Here is a 20,648-nt window from a genome sequence, read left to right on the forward strand (position 1 = left end):
GCTCACACTCTCAGAGGTATGAAATCAACGCGATTTATCAACCTAAAAATCAATTTAGCGCTAAGTTGAATAAAATAAAATTAGACAATAGTTTGAAACAGACGGAAAAACATTTAAATACATTAACTTATACAGCACCCACTGATTAAACTATATACAAAAAGATATCCCCTTTTTTAGATGAAATATTTTTTAAAAAGTGTGTTTTGATTGTGTCTAATCAACAACAACGTAATAATTAACACTTTACGTTGTGCCGTTTATGGAGTCAGTATTGTGTCAAACCAAATAAAAGCCGTTATTTTTGATATGGATGGAATTTTAATCGATTCCGAACCGGCTTGGCAGTTAGCCGAGCTGACGGTGCTAAATAGCTTTGGGCTTAACCTCAGTCTTGAAGAAGTAGAACAAACCACAGGCTTGCGTATTGATCATGTTGTTAGCTATTGGTACCAACGTTTTCCTTGGCCGAATTACGACAATACAGCTACAGCGAATACCATCGTTAATGAAGTGGTAAGCCAAATAAAAGCCAATGGTGAACCGATGCGAGGCGTTATTGAGTCGCTAGAGGCGTGCAAACGTTTAGGGCTTAAAATAGGGTTAGCCACCTCGTCATCGTCATTAATTATTGAAGCCGTGCTGCGTAAACTCGATATTGGCCATTATTTTGATGCGATTGAGTCCGCTGAAAATCTCGATTATGGTAAACCACATCCTGAGGTATATTTAAATTGTGCTAAAGGGTTGGGCATCGCACCGGGACAATGTATCGCAATTGAAGATTCGTTTAATGGCTTAATCGCCGCGCGGGCAGCCAGTATGCAAACCGTGGCAATTCCTGCGCCTCACACTGCTACACAAGCTAAATGGGTGATTGCCCATCATCAGCTAGCTCACGCAGGATTATTACCCGCGCTGCTAGAGGCCTAGGCCGCTACGCTGCTAAGGTCCTAGACCGCTACGCGGATAGTCCGCTGCGCTTCTAGAGCGGACTTCGTCCTGCTAGGGACAGCTACGCTGCGAGGACGATAACAAGCGATAACAGCGAACGCTGCGCTCACGGATAGGGCACTCTAGGCTTTTGGCTCGATTGTTATCTCTCATCATCGCTTGCCACCGCTCGTCACCAAGATTTTATAGCCTCTAGCAGCGAAGCGTCCTAGCCTCTAGGCTTTTAGCTTTTAGCTTTTAGCTCGATTGTTATCTCTCGTCATCGCTTGCCACCGCCCGTCACCAAGATTTTATAGCCTCTAGCAGCGAAGCGCTCTAGCCACTAGGCTTTTGGCTCGATTGTTATCTCTCGTCATCGCTTGCCACCGCCCGTCACCAAGATTTTATAGCCTCTAGCCGCGTAGCGCTCTAGCCACTAGGCTTTTAGCTCGATTGTTATCTCTCGTCATCGCTTGCCACCGCTCGTCACCAAGATTTTATAGCCTCTAGCAGCGAAGCGCTCTAGCCACTAGGCTTTTAGCTCGATTGTTATCTCTCGTCATCGCTTGCCACCGCTCGTCACCAAGATTTTATAGCCTCTAGCAGCGAAGCGCTCTAGCCTCTAGGCTTTTAGCTCGTAAGCCTCTAGGCTTTTGGCTTTTGGCTTAGTAGACTGCCTAAAAGTTTTTACCGACAAACAAATAGAATGCTGTTTCACCGCGATCGGTAAAACCAAAACCTAATGCTGCCGGACCCCAGTCGGTATCAGTACCTAAATACAAACTACTGGCGTAAATCAAATCATCTAAATCGACATCATCACGATCAAACCACACATTACCGGCTTCAAGACTGGTGCCTAAATACAAAGGCAAGTCGGTGATCAGTACATCACGGCCGAGATCATATTGATAAATCACGGCTCCAAACACTTTATGTGCACCAATTAAGGTGTCTTTACGGAAACCCGACAAATTCAAGAAGCCGCCTAAATCTGCCACATGCAAGGTAAAGTTACCGTCATTCTCAACAGTTGCCAGTTCCATCTTACCTACAATGGCGTGATTTCCGAGTTTCAACGCCCCCTTCCAATCCGCTTCAAATTGCCATGCTAAGTCATCACTAAAAGTCGTATCGACATTGCTTAGTCCATTGTAGGATTCATCTCTTAAGTAGCTGACAAAGGTAATTCGATTACCTTCCGTCGGGAAGCTAATGCTGTTTAGGCTGTCGTAGGCCACTTTTAAATAGCCACCCGTGGAATGATAATCTAGTGAATCAACCGAGCCAAATTCACTGCTAACCCGACCATCTTCGCCGACAAAGCCTAATTCGATAATACCATCTGAATCAAAGTTATAGCCGATACCTAAAACGATTTGAGCAACATTATTTTCGAGTTCTACATAACGGCTATCTTGATCAATTAAATCCCAATCTTTCATTTCATACTGGAATCGCGCTAGGCTATAAAATGTTTGATCACGGTCTAATGGTTGATAAAACTCAGTGCCGACTAACTTTTTATACCCCAGTTCTAATTCGTTACGCCACTCACCACCATTTTCAGTTAAGTCGGTCATGGTGTAAGCCAAACTGAGTGTAATAGCCGAATCTAAGGTGAAATCATCTTCCCAGTTAAAGCCTGCTTGAAAGTAATTCGGCCCCCATGATTTGGCTCTGGTGGTAATAGTTAAAATTCGGCCTTGTTCAACATCTTCAAACTCGGCATCGACACGCTCGAATTTATTCAGTGAATACACTCGATTTAACGCTAAATTTAACTCTTCTTTGGTCAGTACAACGCCTTCGGTAATCCCTAAACGCTCACGCAGTAATTTTTCACTGACTTTTGATTGATTGTCGAAAGCAATTTTATAAATGGGTTTTTTAAGCGGATCGATCCACAGTAAACTTTGTTGTAATTTATCCGCTTGATAAGCTAAATAGTCTTGCTCACTAATACCAAGCGCTTCCAGCTTCACTAACTCTAAATTGGCGGCATTTTCACCTAATTTGAGCGCTAATGGCATGATTGAAAAATCAGTGGTGCTTAGGCTATCAATGGCGGGACGAATGAGGATATCGCTAGACGTCAGTAAGGTTTTTTGGCGAGCTGTGCTCGCTTGAGTCAAAATAGTTGAAAGCTGCTCTAAAACCGCAATGGTACTGTCTAAATGTTCTTGTTTGGTCAGTGCGGAACCAATATCGACGGCAATGATGATATCTGCCCCCATGGCTTTTACCACATCGATAGGCATATTATTGGCAATTCCGCCATCAACCAGTAAACGACCGTTAATCAATGCTGGCTGCAATGCACCTGGAACGGTGGCAGATGCTTGCATGGCTTGTACTACACTGCCGCTGGATAACACCACTGCTTCACTGGTTGCTAAATCCGTCGCCACCGCTCGGTACGGAATCGCGAGTTCATCAAAGTCACCAAACTGTTCAACTAACCCAGTGGAGTGGCGCAGTAATTGAGACATGCTTTGGCCACGTAACAAACCACTAGGTGAGGTTAAGCTATTATTGTTATAACCCACGGTCAGAGGAATATTAAACTGATCTCGTTGCTGTTTATCACGGTAGCTTAATTTATCGCGCGGAATGGTGTCTGAGTAGCCTTTAGACCACTCACCACTAAGCATTATTTCTTCTATTTGATCGGCGTTATAGCCTAACGCGTACATGCCAGCAACATAAGCACCAATACTGGTACCCGCAATGTAATCAACAGGAATATGATATTTTTCAAGTACTTTCAACACACCAATATGAGCAGCACCTTTTGCGCCGCCACCACTCAGCACTAAGCCAATAGTGGGCCTTTCTTTAGCGGCTTTTTTTGCAGCATAGACAGGTTGCACTACTAGGCTAAAGCAAATACAGCTAGCCAAAAACCAGGTAGGTAAGTTAAGGCGCAAAATTTGTTGCATAAATCATTCCGAAAGTAAGTAAAAACAACTTATTCTAACAAAATTTAATCAATACCCATACTAATGGATAGCAGCAACAAGATTACCCTGGCATCACTAATGAACTCATCATTCATTAATCGCCATTTGTCGCTTAATATCGAGCTCAAGTTCGGCTTTGGGCATCGGCTTGGCAAAATAATATCCCTGAATAATATGACAACCACGCTTAACGACTTGTGCAAGTTGTTCAGATGTTTCAACACCTTCAGCCACGACTTCAAGCGATAGGTTACGTGCTAATTCAATAATACTGCTCACAATGGCTTGATCGGCTTGATGGTTGTCAATATGAATTAAAAACGAGCGATCTATTTTCAGAATATTGACTTGGAATGAACGTAAATACGCAAGCGACGAATAACCTGTACCAAAATCATCTATAGCAACATCAATACCTAACTGCTCTAACGCGAGTAAATGCTGGCTGGCGATAGCAATTTCTTTCATCAATACGCCTTCGGTAATTTCTACCGACAAACATTTAGCAGGCATGCCAGTTTGATGTAATGTTGCGGTTAAAAAGTCGATAAAGTCTGGCTGTCTGAAATGCATTGCAGACACATTAACCGACACTTTTATGTCGCTTTGGTATCGCTGATGCCAATCTGCACCGTCGAGACAAGCTTGAGTTAGCACCCAACGATCAATCTCAACAATCAAACCACAGGATTCTGCAATACCTATAAACACATCGGGGTTAACCATGCCATCTTTTGGGTGTTTCCAACGAATTAACGCTTCAACGCCAACAATACTATTTTGTTGGTTAACATCTATCTGAGGCTGGTAATACAATTCAAATTCATTGCACAGTATCGCTCGATGCAAATCAGCCTCTATGCGTAAGTGATATAAGGCTTCTGCATTCCGTTCTGCTGAATAATATTGAAAATTACCACGGCCCTCTTCTTTAGCATGGTACATGGCTAAATCGGCGTTTTTAATCAAGGTTTCTGGCGTTTGATCATCGCCAGACCAAATGCTGATACCAATGCTGGTCGAAATAAAAAATTCTCGACCGTATAATTTAAAAGGCGTTTCGATTTGTTTTAATAACTGTTTGGCAATGTGGTTAATGGTGTCGACGTCTTTTGCATCACGCAGCAAAATAACAAACTCATCACCACCAAAACGACACAATAAATGTTCTTCAGACAAACAAGACTGTAGTCGACTTGCAGCTTCAACGAGTAATGCATCACCCATACTGTGACCGTATGAGTCGTTAACATGTTTAAATCTGTCGAGATCTAAAAACAATAACGCTAGGGTTTCTTTGTGCTGTTTTGCTATTTCAATAACCTGGCCCAATCGGCGCGAAAACATCGCTCGATTAGCTAAGCCGGTTAACATGTCATTGTTTGCTAAGCGGCGCAGATGTAACTCATTATGCTTACGCTCAGTGATATCAGAAAACACCACCACATAATGTAATGCCGAACCATTCATATTGAACATGGTCGATACATTGATCCAAACAGGGCATCGGCTACCATCACTACAATTAAATTCACATTCTCCGGTCCAAAAGCGCTCCTTATCGAACACATCGTCCATATCAAAAGGTTCTACGGTCTCAAACACTAAGTCGGAAAAAGGTGTGCCGGCCAAATCACTCTTTTTAGCCGCTAGAATTAAATTAGCCGCAGCATTGCTAATTTTGATGTTCTTTTTCATGTCTAATATCAACATGCCTTCGGAAGTGTTTTCAAATGCTTGGGCTAATAAATTAACCTCACTTTCAAGGGTTTTTTGTTGAGTGATGTCGGTATACATCCCTGCAGCATAAATTAATCTTCCATTGTTAAGATCTACCTCAATAGCACGGCCTTTAATGCGTAACCAATGCCACTGATGATCATGCTGATTACGATATCGATACTCGGCATCAATCATCTCGACGTTACCGTTAACAAGGTCCTGCCAAACAGATGTGATTCTCTCAACATCGTCTTGATGAATTGGGATATCTTCTAGTTTAACGTCAATCTGCTGCTCTGGTCCTAATACACCACCGCGATTATCGAGTGACAGCACTTGTGTTGATTTATGCCACTCCCATAGGTCCGAATCGCTGCCTTTTAACGATTGACGTAGGCGTTCATCACTTTCAACCAAAGCATGATTCATTTGCTTAAACCGATGAATTTGCCGCTGTCTATATAACAATATAATGGCGGCTATCAGTAATATGCTAAAAATCAATGCGCCTTTAAATTGTTGTGAGCGCCACCAAAACTGCTTTACAGTAAATCGATATTGAAATGGCTCATTCGACCACACGCCATTTCTTTTATATAAAAGCTCAAGTGCATACGACCCAGCGCTTAAACCGGTAATATTAATCTGTGACTGGCCTTCTAATAACACGTAATTGCCAGAGTCTGCGCCATCTTTGACCAAACGATACTGTATGGTCATTGGCTTATCATCAAGGTAATCGAGCACGGCAATTTGAAAGCTAATTAAGCTGGCACCCGGTTCGACTTGCGACAATTGACTTGGAATGAGATAAACCTCGGTATTGTTTTCATAAAACACCGACACAGATTCAAGTATCACTTTGTCATTTACAGTCCGCGGCGCCAGTTTATCGAGGTCGATTAACATCGCTCCGTCTGGCGTACCCACAAAAAAGCCTTTTGCAGGGTCATAAAACTTTGCCGACTCATTAAATTCATCGGAAATAAAACCGTCTTTATGGCTAAACGAACTGACTTTACCTGTCGCCTTATTAACCTTAATAATGGCACTGGCACAGCCAACAATATGGTCTGTTTCAGTGTCCTGTAAAAAGAACACCACTTTACAATCGATCTTCCACTGTTGATCCAGCGAAATAAGCTCATCGGTTTGAGTATTGAATTGATATATACCTTGCTGGGACGTGCCTAGCCATATAACCCCCGGCGCCACTTGCATAAGACTATTCATGGTTGGGACATTTGTAAAATCAGCAAATACATCCACTTTAGAAATATACTCACCCACAGTGGTTAAATAGCCAAAATGTTTACTGCCACTAATCCATAAATGATCAGCATCATCCCTTAATAAGGCTTTATATAGCGTATGACTTAATGACTGCTGGCCATCTGATAAAACTTGTAACGTCAAATAAGTATTACCATCTTGCCAATAATACAATCCTTTAGTGGTGGTAAACCAAATCACATCACTCAGTAACTCGTCACGATAAATCCCAATGACGATTCTATCGTCCAGTGACTCTTTACCACCACTCCATGTCGCAAAGTCGGTACTGGCATTAGTCAATTTATTAACAACATATAAGCCACTGGTCGTGGCCAACACAAGATGATGTGCGTTTAAAGACTCAATTCGATAAATACTGTCACTCAGTTCAAATCCTTTGGGGATGACCATGGTTGAGGTTTGGCTCTGAGTGTTAACGACAGACAAACCACCATCGGTGCCTAGCCACACCTTATCGCCTTCGCTGTATACCGACCACACCATTTCATTATCAAGTTGATAAGGCGGCTTTTTAGAATAATCTTCAATTAAAAAATGAGGTTTACCCGCTATCACCGCTAACCCATCACCAGAGCCACCAACCCACAGTAAACCTTCAGAATCCACCGCCATATCATGAATGTAATCAATATTAGCTCGCTGTTTAAGCTCGTCATGGTATACGGTTAACTTGTTGTTTTCTGGACTCCAAAAAATCAATCCTGCTCGGCTTGAAATCCACAAGTCACCATTAAGATCTTGCTCCATTTGGTCAACATAATAGGGAATCTCAGGCACAGATTGCACCGTAAGCGTTTCGGTATTGACCTTAAATAAACCTTTCGATGTCAGCATCCACACTCGTTGTTGTCTATCTTGAAACAACTTCCTGATGGAATCATTTTTATCAGACAACGAAAATAGACCAATGAAGCTACCATCGGCTTGGTGAAGTTGAAGCTCGTGATTAGTTGAAAACAAATACTGGGAATTGTGCAATTCAAGCGCATTGCGCCAAGGTAAATTATGGTCTAAAGAATGACTTGGAGATAAAGACAATTGCTGAGAAGCATCATCAAAATAATACACTTGACCAGAATAAGCGAGTATCAGCAATCGTCCATCAAGCTGGCGCTGAGTTGCCGCCACGCGAATACTGTTATTGATATTAGTCGCATCATTATCTTCAGGTTTAAGCAATAAACTGAAGTGATTATCTAAAATACTGTAAAGATATAGCGAGGAATTAGTGCCAACAAGTAAATGGTCTTGGCCAGAATTAACTACTGTTGTAATCAGTTCGTCATCAAGTACCGAATCAAAACCCACTTTATCAATACGCCTTACTTTACTATTACTAACGCGATAAAGACCTTGCTGAGTCGCCAGCCAAACATAACCATAACGGTCAAAACTAATGTCTTGAATCGTCGCATTAGCTAAGCCATCTTTGGCGTTAAAGACTCGCTGAACAATGTCTGCACTACACGCAGGCAATACAGTAAATAAAGACAATATAAAACAGCCTAGGCTCACCAATACTGCTCTGGTCATAAATTCAGTTTATCCTTTACGTGATCAAATGCAGGCAAGCCCCACACGTAGCAAAAAACAGGCTTATCATCATCGACACATTAATCATCTTGGTGTTGTGATGGATCGGTTACTAGCCAAAAAAGTTAATATCACTTATTTTTATTGTTAACGACTTGAATGCGATTTTTATAAGTAATATTAATGTTTTAACATTATTTTAGTAGGAAAGTCACCCCCGATTGAATCATTATTCGATTCGCTTTCTATTCTGCTAAATCAACATGTTGTGAAATGCCCTATAACGTAATATAACTCACACATATTAATCATTAAGACTAGCCTAAAATATCAGAAAAAAGACAAAAAAAAGCACCCCAAAATGGAATGCTTTTTTAAGGCTATTTAGTCAGTGTAAGTTACTTCTTCTTAACCGCTTTAGGGTTAGGTAAGTCAGTAATTGAACCTTCATACATTTCAGCCGCTAAGCCTACAGACTCATGTAATGTTGGGTGAGCATGAATCGTTAATGCGATATCTTCAGCATCACAACCCATTTCAATTGCTAGGCCAATTTCACCTAATAATTCACCGCCGTTAGATCCAACAATAGCACCACCGATCACGCGATGAGTCTCTTTGTCGAAAATTAACTTAGTCATACCTTCACTGCAATCTGAAGCGATTGCACGGCCACTTGCAGCCCAAGGGAAAGTCGCGGTTTCGTAAGCAATACCTTGCTCTTTCGCTTCTTTCTCAGTTAAACCGACCCATGCTACTTCAGGATTAGTATAAGCAATTGATGGAATCACTTTAGGATCGAAGTAGTGCTTCATGCCCGAAATCACTTCCGCAGCAACATGACCTTCATGCACACCTTTATGAGCCAACATAGGCTGACCAACGATATCACCGATAGCATAAATATGCGGTACGTTAGTGCGTAACTGCTTATCAACGTTAATAAAGCCACGTTCATCAACATTCACACCTGCTTTTTCAGCAGCTAAAGACTTACCATTAGGCGAACGACCAATTGCGACTAAAACAGCATCGTAACGAACAGGTTCGGCAGGTGCATTCTTGCCTTCCATTGTTACGTAAATACCGTCGTCTTTTGCTTCAACTGCGGTCACTTTAGTTTCAAGAATAAGGTTAAACTTCTTCTTGATTTGCTTAGTGAATACACGGACAACGTCTTTATCTGCAGCAGGAATAACTTGGTCAAACATTTCAACCACGTCAATTTTACTGCCTAAAGATGAATACACAGTACCCATTTCTAGACCAATAATACCGCCACCCATCACTAATAACTTACCAGGCACTTCTTTCAGTTCTAGTGCATCAGTTGAGTCCCAAATACGTGGGTCGTCATGTGGAATAAACGGTAATTTAATTGGACGTGAACCCGCTGCAATAATGGCTTGTTCAAACTGAACAACAGTCACAGTGCCATCTTCAGCAGTAACTTCTAAGCTATTAGGGCCAGTGAACTTACCAAAACCATTAACCACATCAACTTTACGCATTTTAGACATTCCGCCTAAACCGCCTGTTAATTGGCCAATGACTTTATTTTTAAAGCTACGTAATTTGTCTAAATCAATCTTTGGCTCACCAAAAACAACACCATGGTCAGCAACAATTTTGGCTTCTTCAATGACTTTTGCTACGTGCAATAGTGCTTTTGAAGGAATACAACCAACGTTTAGACACACACCACCAAGGGTACTGAAACGCTCAACAATTATGGTGTCTAAGCCTAAGTCAGCAGCACGAAACGCCGCAGAATAACCTGCTGGGCCTGCTCCTAGTACGACTACTTGAGTTTTGATTTCGTTACTCATGATTTCCTCTAATCTTGTTCATTCCGTGTGAAAGACGGATCGGCCCAAATGTCGATGTCGCCAGCTTGAAACTTACGTTTCACTTCCAATTTCTTTCAATTGTGGACTAAAAAATTGGGATGGGCGCATTTTATACTCAAATCAATTTGTTTGAAACCGATCACAATAAAAAGGTCGCTCATATGAGCGACCTTTGTGGTTATAAAATCAATGTACGAATGTCTGATAGTATCGCAGACAAGGTCACACTAAAGCGTGCAGCCATTGCGCCATCAATAACGCGATGGTCATATGACAACGATAACGGCAACATTAATTTAGGTTCAAACTCTTTACCATTCCACTTTGGCTTAATTTCAGATTTTGATACACCTAAAATAGCCACGTCTGGGTAGTTAACAATCGGCGTAAACGCCGTACCGCCAATACCACCTAAACTTGAAATGGTAAAACAGCTACCTTGCATGTCAGCAGACTTAAGTTTGCCGTCACGAGCACGGATAGAAATGTCGGTTAACTCACGCGACAATTCAACAATGCCTTTCTTATCAACGTCACGTACCACCGGAACCATTAGGCCATTTGGCGTATCAACAGCAACACCAATGTGGAAGTACTTCTTCTGAATAAGCGACTCACCATCAGGGCTCAAACTAGAGTTAAACACTGGGAACTCAGCTAATGCTTTGGCGACCGCTTTCATCATGAACACTAGTGGAGTGATCTTGTAATCCGCTTTCTTCTTCGCGGCAAGGTCGTTCTGCTGCTTACGGAATGCTTCCATCTCAGTGATATCAGCTTCGTCAAACTGGGTGACATGTGGAATGGTTACCCAGTTGCGATGCAAGTTAGGACCAGAGATTTTCTGGATACGGCTTAGTGGTATTTCTTCCACTTCACCAAACTTACTGAAATCAACTTTAGGCGCTGCAATCACGTTTAAGCCACCAGCACCACCAGAAACCGCTGTAGCAGCAGTTGCTTTAGGGCGTGATAATTCGTATTTAACAAACGCTTGCACGTCTTCTTTCAAAATACGCGCTTTACGGCCAGTACCAGAAACCTTGGTTAAATCAACACCAAATTCACGCGCTAAGCGACGTACCGCAGGCGAAGCATGAACAACGCCAGTTGACGCAGTCACTGCAGCACTTGGGTGAAACGGCACTGGTGGAGTTGATGGACGATTAGCCGCCATAGTTGGCGCGGCTGCCGCTGGAGCGGGTTCTGCTTGAGCAGGAGCAGCTTGCGCTACTGGTGCAGAGCTAGTGGTTTCAATGGTCGCAATTAAGCTACCTTGAGACACTTTATCGCCCACTTTAACCGTTAACGACACTAATTTACCGGCAAACGGTGCTGGCACTTCCATCGTAGCTTTGTCTGTTTCAAGGGTAATTAACCCTTGATCTGCAGTGATTTCATCACCAACAGAAACCAACACTTCGATAATATCAACATCATTGGCGTCGCCAATATCAGGCACATGAATTTCTTGTACTTGAGTTGTCGTTGCGGCTTGTGCTGCAGGAGCCTGAGCCGCTTGAGCAACCGGTGCAGCGGTTTGTGGCGCAGATGCAGTAGGTGCAGCTGCAACAGGCGCAGAACCGGCAACTTCTAGCGTGATAACCAATGAACCTTCAGACACTTTGTCGCCAACGGCCACTGTTATTGATTTAACCACACCCGCTTTAGGTGACGGTACGTCCATGGTTGCTTTATCGGTTTCTAAGGTAATTAACCCCGTATCAACGTCAATGCTATCACCAACAGCAACTAATACTTCAATGACTGACACGTCTGTGTCTCCGCCGATATCAGGTACTTTTACTTCAATCACTTCTGAGCTACCAACACTTGGTGCGGCAACTGGCGTCACTGGTGCAGGAGCTGCTGCTTGTGCCACTGGCGCTTCAGCTTTAGGTGCTGGCGCAGCTGCTTCGGCTTTAGCCGGTGCAGCGTTAGCTGCACTCATCATCGCAATCAAGGTACCTTCAGAAACGGTATCACCGACAGCGATTTTTAATTCTGCTAACGTACCAGCAAAAGGTGCTGGAATGTCCATGGTCGCTTTATCACTTTCAACTGTAATGATTGATGCTTCTTTTTCAAGATAATCACCAACCGCAGCACAAATTTCAATAACCTGTACTGCATCAGTATCGATGTTAGGAACCAAAACTTCTTTTAATTCAGCCATTTTGTATCCCCTTACGCGAACTGTGGGTTAATCTTGTCAGCATCAATACCATATTCAGCGATGGCTTTAGTCAACACATCAACAGGCATTTCATTACGATCAACAAGAGACTTCAGTGCCGCAATAACAATAAACTTAGCGTCTACTTCAAAGTGGTGACGTAAGTTTGCGCGGCTATCGCTACGACCAAAACCATCAGTACCAAGTACTTTATAGTCTGTCGGTACGAAAGCACGTAATTGCTCGCCGTATATCTTCATGTAGTCAGTAGCCACAATCGCTGGCGCGTCTGCAGATAATACTTGGCTAATATATGCTTGCTTAGGTTTTGCTGTTGGGTGCAACATGTTCCAACGCTCAGCAGCCTGGCCGTCACGAGTTAACTCGTTAAAGCTAGTTACACTGAATACGTCAGCGCTTACGCCAAAGTCTTTTGCTAATGCTTGTGCTGCTTTACGCACTTCTTCAAGTATCGTACCGCAACCCATTAACTGCACTTTACCTTTACCACTACCGGCAACTGTTTCAAGCTTGTAAATACCTTTGACAATACCTTCTTCGGCACCGGCTGGCATTTCTGGCTGAACATAGTTTTCGTTCATTGTGGTTAGGTAGAAGAAGATATCTTCTTGATTTTCGCCATACATACGACGAATACCATCTTGTACTACAACTGCAATTTCATAACCGTAAGTTGGATCGTAAGAGATACAGTTTGGAATAGTGTTAGCCAATACGTGGCTGTGACCATCTTGATGCTGTAAACCTTCGCCGTTCAATGTTGTACGGCCTGAAGTACCACCGACTAAGAAACCACGAGCGCGCATGTCGCCAGCAGCCCATGCCATGTCGCCAATACGTTGGAAACCAAACATAGAGTAGTAGATGTAAAACGGAATCGTTGGCATGTTATTGACTGAGTAGCTAGTTGCAGCTGATACCCAAGATGACATTGCACCTAATTCGTTAATACCTTCTTGTAAAACCTGACCGGTTTTATCTTCACGGTAGTACGCCACTTGATCAGAATCTTGTGGGATATATTTTTGGCCTTCGTGAGCATAAATACCCACTTGACGGAATAAACCTTCCATACCAAAAGTACGCGCTTCATCAGGAATAATCGGCACAATACGCTTACCAATACCCTTGTCTTTCAATAACGCGGTTAATACCCGTACAAACGCCATGGTTGACGAAATTTCACGGCCATTAGAGCCTTTCAAAATCGAATCAAAAATTTTCAATGAAGGAATTTCTAACTCTTCAGTGAACTTTTCACGACGTTGCGGTAAATAACCTAATAATGCTTCACGACGACTCTTCAAGTATTTCACTTCTTCAGAGTCTGGACCAGGATGATAGAAAGGCAGATCTTCTAGCTGGTCATCAGGGATCGGGATATTGAAACGATCGCGGAAGTAGCGAATAGATTCAGCGCCCATCTTCTTGACGTTGTGAGCGATGTTTTTACCTTCGCCTGCATCACCTAAACCGTAACCTTTAACGGTTTTAGCTAAGATAACGGTTGGGCGACCTTTAGTTTTCTGTGCATGTTCAAGTGCAGCGTAAACTTTAACAGGATCATGACCACCACGGTTTAAACGCCAAATGTCATCATCTGACATGTTAGCAACCATTTCGGCAGTTTCAGGGTACTTACCAAAGAAATGCTCACGCGTATACGCGCCGCCTTTGGCTTTACAGTTTTGGTATTCACCGTCTACGGTTTCTTCCATTAACTGTAATAATTTACCGCTAGTATCACGAGCCAATAACGGATCCCAATAGCGTCCCCAAATCACTTTAACCACTTCCCAGCCTGCGCCGCGGAATTCGCCTTCAAGTTCTTGGATAATTTTACCGTTACCACGTACAGGACCATCAAGACGCTGTAAGTTACAGTTAACGATAAAGACTAAGTTATCTAATTCTTCACGAGCAGCTAAACCAATAGCACCTAATGCTTCTGGCTCATCACACTCACCGTCGCCTAAGAAACAGTAAACAGTCTGCTTAGAACAATCTTTTAAACCACGGTCAGTTAAATACTTTAAATAACGCGCTTGGTAAATCGCTTGAATAGGACCAAGACCCATCGATACCGTCGGGAACTGCCAATAAGTAGGCATTAACTTAGGGTGTGGGTACGAAGAAAGTCCTTTGCCATCAACTTCTTGACGGAAGTTAGCCATTTGTTCTTCAGTAATACGGCCTTCAAGGAACGAACGCGCATAAATACCAGGTGCAATATGACCTTGGAAATACACCAAATCACCACCGTCATGCTCATTAGGCGCACGGAAGAAATGGTTAAAACACACATCGTAAATTGTCGCACTAGACGCGAAACTTGAAATATGGCCACCCAGCTCTAAATCTTTCTTAGAACCACGTAACACCATAGCCAAAGCATTCCAACGAATAATCGCCCGAATACGGCGTTCCATTTCTTGGTTGCCAGGCATGTTTGGCTCTTGGCCTGCTGGAATAGTGTTTAAATACGCAGTTGTCGCGTTATACGGTAAGTGAGTACCGTTACGGCGAGCTTTGTCGATTAATTTTTCGAGTAAAAAGTGTGCACGTTCAGGCCCTTCTTGCTCTAACACAGCTTGTAGAGCATCAACCCACTCTTGGGTTTCTGATGGGTCTAAATCTTGAAGCATATCTTCAGACATCTCGCAGTCCTTCTCTATATACGGATTATATTTCGGCTTTTTGCTGCTTGTTGACACAGCAAAAGTGTATTCTTATTCAAAGTGACAAGTGCTACACGCCGCTCTTTAAACGGCGCAAACTACGTTGCAACCGACTGTCTTCTTCCCTTACTGACAACATGACTTCTTCTATGTAGCTTAGGTGCTCATTCGAAGCTTCACGTGCAGCGTCTGGGTCCCGGCGTATAATCGCAGCCAGTAACGCGCGTCTGTGATCATTTGCCATGGTGGAAGCTTCTTCGCGTATGCTTAAAAGCTCCAGATTTTGTGCGACATTTTTGTGCAGCACAGGGGTTAAACTTAATACTAAATGCAACATAGCAACATTGTGTGATGCCTCAGCAACCGCACGATAAAAACGTACAATGGCAGCAGCTTTAGCCTCAATATTCGTCGCAGCTTCTACTTCAATAATTCGTTTTTGAATATTCTGCATATCCGAATCGGTGCCGCGCAGCGCAGCATAATACGCCATCATGCCTTCAGTGGCGTGACGGAATTCGAGTAAGTCATACTGACTTTCAGAGTCGTTATGCATTAATTCAACGATAGGATCGGCAAGGCTTTGCCACAGTTGTTCTTTAACATAGGTGCCACCGCCTTGACGACGCATGAGCAACCCTTTAGCTTCTAATTTTTGAATCGCTTCACGTAAAGAAGGACGAGACACTTCAAATTGCACCGCGAGTTCGCGTTCAGGAGGTAGTTTCTGACCAGGCTGCAAACTGCCCTCTAGGATCATCCGCTCTAATTGCTCCATGATCACATCAGAAATTTTTGGCTGGTTAATCTTAATATAAGCCATGTAGCGCTCTGCTCCCTAAACAAGCAATTGTCAATTGGTCTTACCAATTAATATGAGAGAGCGCACTTTATCAAATCATACAAGCCGTGTCTAGTTATCAGCATACCGACAAAAGAACACCGCTTTGTTTAAAACGCTCAAGCCCAGAGCATAACCGATATTTATGCTTAAGGGGTCAGACCATTTACCCGAAAGTCCTAGAAACTAGAGCGCTACGCTTCTAGAGGCTATAAAATCTCAGCAGCGAAGCTGTCCTAGAATCTCAGCAGCAAAGCTGTCCTAGCATGACGAAGTCCGCCCTAGAAGCGCAGCGCCCTATCCGCTTAGCGCACTATCCGCGTAGCGCCCTAGAGTCTAACTAACAAATCCAAAAATGGTTAATACCGAAACCATGGTTAGCAGTAATACAAAGTTACGCTTACTTAATGCCAGTAATGCCAAGGTAGATTGCACACTCAACGGCGCATCTCCAACTTCAGGTAAAGACTCTGCCGCAACAGCAGTATGGGTCACTATCGTTTTAGCATCGGTATTGACACTTAAACCATATTGTCGCCAAACGCTTAACCCTGAACTAAACTGACCACTTAACACATAACCAAAACTAAACACTCTGCTTGGCAACCAATCAAATATCATTTGTAAACGGTCGACCAATGGCATTTCAAGCTTATTCTTACTGTTGTACTCACTATAAAAACGCACTGTACAATATAAAACTGCACCTACTGGGCCTAAAAATATCAAATACAACGCCACAGCACCGTAATAGCGGTAATTAATCCACGCCACCATTTGGCCCACTTTGCGGCCTAAATCCTGTTCGTCCACGACATCCAAATGCTCTGTAGAGTCCAACTCGCTAGCGTAACAGTAACAGGCTTGTACATCTCCGCGGCATGCCGCTTGAATATACTGTTTAAACACAATTCGTAATGTTTGGTGACTAAAGCAAATAATCGATATCAGCACCCAAAACAACAAGCTCAATAAATCAAAAAAAATGCCATCAAGCAGAAAACAGATCAACAACACTAATAAAGCAGGCAACACGATGGCAATCACCACACCGAATGGTGATTTTAGCGACTGGCTATCCCAAAACTGCTTTTGGTAACGCGTCATCACACTATCGAACTGCCAACCACTCGGCAGAAGCTTCATACGCTCAACTAGAATTGCCACTAATAATGAAAATAACGCCATGAATATCCTTTTAACTTCAATTCAGTTGTTGCTATCGCCATTAAAGAACCGTTTTTACGTGGGCGATGGCTACAAATGCTCTCAGCAAATGAGATCAATAAATGCGACCAACAACAGTTATGTCCACAAGACTAGCCTAAGCAACGGCAATGGCTTGCTTATATCGAGACCAATCAAAACTAAAACCTGGGTCTGTTTTACGCCCTGGTGCGATATCACAATGGCCAACAATATTATTTACGTTAATCATAGGATACTGCGCCATTAACTCAAATGTTAACAGCATTAATTGATGATATTGCTCATCGGTATAACCACTACTATCGGTGCCTTCTAGTTCAATACCAATTGCAAAGTCGTTACAGCCCTTACGCCCGTTAAACTCAGAGATACCAGCGTGCCATGCTCTGTCATCACAACTCACATACTGCACCACTTCACCATCGCGGCGAATTAAAAAGTGTGCCGAAACTTGCAAACCTGCCAACTCAGCAAAACTGTCGTCAGCCTCAATATCTAAGCAGCATTGAAAAAGTGCATCAATGTGCGGTAAGCCAAAACAACCCGCCGGTAAACTAATATTGTGTATCACCAACAAACTCACCTCATCTGTTGGCCGTGAATTAAAATGGGGCGAAATACACTTTCTAGCGCTGGCTAACCAACCTTGTTTTAATAAGCCTTTTGCCATATTCATCCTTTAAACATAACGACATAACCTCAACCAGAGTTAACAATAGGATTGTAAGCCAAAACGAGAATAATTGGCCTATTGGATATCAAACTTGTCATTTGCTTAGTTAACAAGGTGCTGCCACTTATCATTAGCAGTGCCAGTAGCTGGTCTATTGTAAGTCAATGCAACACAGTTAGCGGCTCAAAGGACAGTTCGATAACCGTTTATTATCCCAAGCTAAGGTTATTTAACCATTATCAATCTGAATTTAACAGTATTCAACGGCCATACCCATGCTGAAAATTGCCGACTGGGTAGTGTCAGTATCTAGCCAAGTTATGGTAATCTTTAACAAATGCATTCTGTAACAAACACTCCGTTGAATGCAGATACTGTTTAGCCTTATTACACTCTTTAGCAAGGATTTTGCTTATGTTAGAAAACGACATCCGTCATGCAGTGCAAACAGCGCTTGATGAAGACTTAGGTCACACAGCCCATAATACCATTCACGATATGCTCAATGCTGATATTACCGCTCAGCTTATCCCTGCAGACAAACACGTTTCCGGCGCGTTAATCACCCGCGAAGATGGGGTGTTTTGCGGTAAAGCGTGGGCAGAGCAAGTATTTAATCAACTGGGTAGTGAAGTCGTGCTGCATTGGCATGTTGATGACGGTGACTTAATTGTAGCCAATCAATTGTTATGTGAACTATCTGGCCCTGCACGCGCTATTTTAACTGGCGAACGTACAGCAATGAACTTCATTCAAACCTTGTCAGGGGTAGCCAGCTTAACCAAACTGTACGTTAATAAGCTTGCAGGCACCCATACTCAATTACTCGACACCCGCAAAACTATCCCAGGTCTTCGCACCGCCCAAAAGTACGCAGTCACCTGCGGTGGCGGCAAAAACCATCGCATTGGTTTATTCGATGCCTTCTTAATCAAAGAAAACCATATAATGGCTTGCGGTGGCATCTCACAAGCCATTACAGCAGCGCGCGCTTTAGATGGTAACAAGCCGGTAGAAGTCGAAGTAGAGTCTCTTGATGAGCTCACCCAAGCACTTGATGGCGGAGCCGATATCATTATGCTCGACAACTTTGACGTCACCATGATGGTCGACGCAGTCAGCCTTAATAATCGTTATAAAGATCAAGCTAAAGGCGCAAAGTTAGAAGTTTCAGGCAATGTCACGTTAGACACCCTAGCCACCTTCGCACAAACTGGCGTTGATTATATTTCGGTAGGTGCCCTGACTAAGCATGTCAAAGCATTAGATTTATCATTGAGATTAAAGGCTTAATACTTAGAGCTGAAAGGTTCTAGAACGGACTGCGTCCTGCTAGGTCGCTGCGCTTCTAGGGACAGCTTTGCTGCTAAGATTTTATAGCATCTAACAGCGCAGCGTTCTAGAACCTAGGCCTTTTAGTTTTTACCCTGCGACAACGTTAAAGCAGAGATGTTGAAATAATTTGGGTATAAACCTGCCACATCTGCTATCAGAAAAAGCGCCAATAAACCGACATTGTTGCATTTTTGTCAAATAATTTTTCCTCTATGCCTAGCACGTCAAAAAACATATAGGGTATAATGTGCGGAAAATGTGAAAGCAGAGCATTTTTAGACATTTATTTTTAATTTGTATCATAAAACTATTCCTTTTTTAGGCGGTTTATACTAACGTCTAATGTAGGCGAGTTGGCCTTTCGGCCATGTACTGCAATACTAAAGTTGCAAAAAACGTCTATTTTTTATCAATCACGTAACATTGATTCAACGGCTTGTTAGTGATATTAATATTACCGATTAATAAAACGAGCGTTTACACTAGCATTGCAGCTCAGCCGAAATGCAATACTGACACAATAAAGTAAGTAGCTTGTTGCTATCTATAAGTGATGAAATTTACTGTCCAATGGATAACAAACATAGCGATGGCTAAACTATAAAACTTGTTATACTGAAAATGTTTCATAGGTTTAGCCCTCTAAAGCACATTTTAGAAAAAAGAATTAACAAACCTTGTCATCATGGACACATAAAACTTAAATCATTGCACACTATGGTATGAGTAATATGCACAAGCGACGACATAAACGACATCGTGACAATTATTGTCACATATTTGTGTCTGTAAGGCCTTAGGCATATGGATTGCCATTTAGCACACTCAACTATAAACAAGTGTGCTAAAACTCTAGGATTGAAACTGCCACAGCCTATTTTACGGAGAGAAAAATGAAAGGTATTAACCAAATCAAAAACGCTAAGGGTTTCACCCTTATCGAATTAATGATCGTAGTCGCAATTATCGGTATTCTTGCTGCAATCGCACTGCCTGCTTACCAAGATTACACTGTACGTTCACAAGCTGCATCAGCACTTCAAGAAATCACATCTGGTAAAGTCGGCTTTGAACAAGCGGCTGTTGAAGGTAAAACTCCAAATACGGCAGTTAATACAGCTGGTTTTATTGGCGTTGGTCCTGCAACGACATATTGTTCATTAGTAGCCATAACTGCTCCGACGGCTGCAATTGGTGGCAGTATAGTATGTACCGCTCAAGGTGGTAACGCTGCAAAATTTAATGGTAAAACCATTACTTTGACACGCAGTACTGAGGGTGCTTGGACATGTGCTACGACACTGCTTAAAAGTTACGCTCCAGGTAAGTGTGTTGGTGCTTAAAACTAAAGATTAAATGAACAAGAAGGCAGCTTATGCTGCCTTTTTTTACTTTGGCTATAAAAAAATTATACCATA

11 protein-coding genes are annotated in these 20,648 nt (G+C 42.6%); 3 read left to right on the top strand and 8 right to left on the bottom strand.

The features are described 5' to 3' along the window. Positions 1–273 precede the first annotated feature (273 nt). Positions 274–933 (top strand): hexitol phosphatase HxpB, encoded by a 660-nt coding sequence (gene hxpB / locus CXF88_RS16670; protein ID WP_101087734.1) that lies wholly within the window; start codon positions 274–276, stop codon positions 931–933. A 677-nt stretch (positions 934–1,610) separates the two neighbouring features. Here the strand turns inward: hxpB and CXF88_RS16675 are convergent. The 8 genes from CXF88_RS16675 to ampD form a co-directional block, all read right to left on the bottom strand. After that, positions 1,611–3,875, bottom strand: coding sequence for a patatin-like phospholipase family protein (locus CXF88_RS16675; protein ID WP_101087715.1), 2,265 nt, complete (start codon positions 3,873–3,875; stop codon positions 1,611–1,613). A gap of 108 nt (positions 3,876–3,983) precedes the next feature. Next, positions 3,984–8,447 (bottom strand): EAL domain-containing protein, encoded by a 4,464-nt coding sequence (locus CXF88_RS16680; protein ID WP_101087716.1) that lies wholly within the window; start codon positions 8,445–8,447, stop codon positions 3,984–3,986. A gap of 398 nt (positions 8,448–8,845) precedes the next feature. Next, the gene (gene lpdA, locus CXF88_RS16685) at positions 8,846–10,276 is read right to left on the bottom strand and encodes a dihydrolipoyl dehydrogenase (RefSeq protein WP_101087717.1); all 1,431 of its coding nucleotides are present in this window, start codon (positions 10,274–10,276) and stop codon (positions 8,846–8,848) included. A 199-nt stretch (positions 10,277–10,475) separates the two neighbouring features. Then, positions 10,476–12,473 carry a pyruvate dehydrogenase complex dihydrolipoyllysine-residue acetyltransferase gene (gene aceF, locus CXF88_RS16690; protein ID WP_101087718.1) on the bottom strand — a complete coding sequence of 666 codons (1,998 nt, stop codon included), beginning with the start codon at positions 12,471–12,473 and terminating at the stop codon, positions 10,476–10,478. A gap of 11 nt (positions 12,474–12,484) precedes the next feature. Continuing rightward, positions 12,485–15,151, bottom strand: coding sequence for a pyruvate dehydrogenase (acetyl-transferring), homodimeric type (aceE, locus tag CXF88_RS16695; RefSeq protein ID WP_101087719.1), 2,667 nt, complete (start codon positions 15,149–15,151; stop codon positions 12,485–12,487). Positions 15,152–15,242: 91 nt separating this feature from the next. Continuing rightward, the gene (gene pdhR, locus CXF88_RS16700) at positions 15,243–15,995 is read right to left on the bottom strand and encodes a pyruvate dehydrogenase complex transcriptional repressor PdhR (protein ID WP_101087720.1); all 753 of its coding nucleotides are present in this window, start codon (positions 15,993–15,995) and stop codon (positions 15,243–15,245) included. 354 nt (positions 15,996–16,349) lie between these two features. Beyond that, the gene (gene ampE, locus CXF88_RS16705) at positions 16,350–17,201 is read right to left on the bottom strand and encodes a beta-lactamase regulator AmpE (RefSeq protein WP_101087721.1); all 852 of its coding nucleotides are present in this window, start codon (positions 17,199–17,201) and stop codon (positions 16,350–16,352) included. A gap of 136 nt (positions 17,202–17,337) precedes the next feature. Next, positions 17,338–17,892 carry a 1,6-anhydro-N-acetylmuramyl-L-alanine amidase AmpD gene (gene ampD, locus CXF88_RS16710; protein ID WP_101087722.1) on the bottom strand — a complete coding sequence of 185 codons (555 nt, stop codon included), beginning with the start codon at positions 17,890–17,892 and terminating at the stop codon, positions 17,338–17,340. Between the two features lie 417 nt (positions 17,893–18,309). Here ampD and nadC point away from each other — a divergent pair, with 417 nt between their 5' ends. Continuing rightward, positions 18,310–19,188: a carboxylating nicotinate-nucleotide diphosphorylase gene (gene nadC, locus CXF88_RS16715; protein ID WP_101087723.1), complete on the top strand. Its 879-nt coding sequence runs from the start codon at positions 18,310–18,312 to the stop codon at positions 19,186–19,188. Between the two features lie 935 nt (positions 19,189–20,123). After that, positions 20,124–20,573: a pilin gene (locus CXF88_RS16720; RefSeq protein WP_101087724.1), complete on the top strand. Its 450-nt coding sequence runs from the start codon at positions 20,124–20,126 to the stop codon at positions 20,571–20,573. The last annotated feature ends 75 nt before the right edge of the window (positions 20,574–20,648 follow it).

Source organism: Shewanella sp. ALD9 (assembly GCF_002836315.1).
Taxonomy (GTDB): Bacteria; Pseudomonadota; Gammaproteobacteria; order Enterobacterales; family Shewanellaceae; genus Shewanella.

Excerpts from the sequence above, each read along its gene's own strand:
- CXF88_RS16675 (WP_101087715.1), bottom strand. The coding sequence starts at position 3,875 with ATGCAACAAATTTTGCGCCTTAACTTACCTACCTGGTTTTTGGCTAGC.
- CXF88_RS16680 (WP_101087716.1), bottom strand. The coding sequence starts at position 8,447 with ATGACCAGAGCAGTATTGGTGAGCCTAGGCTGTTTTATATTGTCTTTA.
- lpdA (WP_101087717.1), bottom strand. The coding sequence starts at position 10,276 with ATGAGTAACGAAATCAAAACTCAAGTAGTCGTACTAGGAGCAGGCCCA.
- aceF (WP_101087718.1), bottom strand. The coding sequence starts at position 12,473 with ATGGCTGAATTAAAAGAAGTTTTGGTTCCTAACATCGATACTGATGCA.
- aceE (WP_101087719.1), bottom strand. The coding sequence starts at position 15,151 with ATGTCTGAAGATATGCTTCAAGATTTAGACCCATCAGAAACCCAAGAG.
- pdhR (WP_101087720.1), bottom strand. The coding sequence starts at position 15,995 with ATGGCTTATATTAAGATTAACCAGCCAAAAATTTCTGATGTGATCATG.
- ampE (WP_101087721.1), bottom strand. The coding sequence starts at position 17,201 with ATGGCGTTATTTTCATTATTAGTGGCAATTCTAGTTGAGCGTATGAAG.
- ampD (WP_101087722.1), bottom strand. The coding sequence starts at position 17,892 with ATGGCAAAAGGCTTATTAAAACAAGGTTGGTTAGCCAGCGCTAGAAAG.
- nadC (WP_101087723.1), top strand. The coding sequence starts at position 18,310 with ATGTTAGAAAACGACATCCGTCATGCAGTGCAAACAGCGCTTGATGAA.
- CXF88_RS16720 (WP_101087724.1), top strand. The coding sequence starts at position 20,124 with ATGAAAGGTATTAACCAAATCAAAAACGCTAAGGGTTTCACCCTTATC.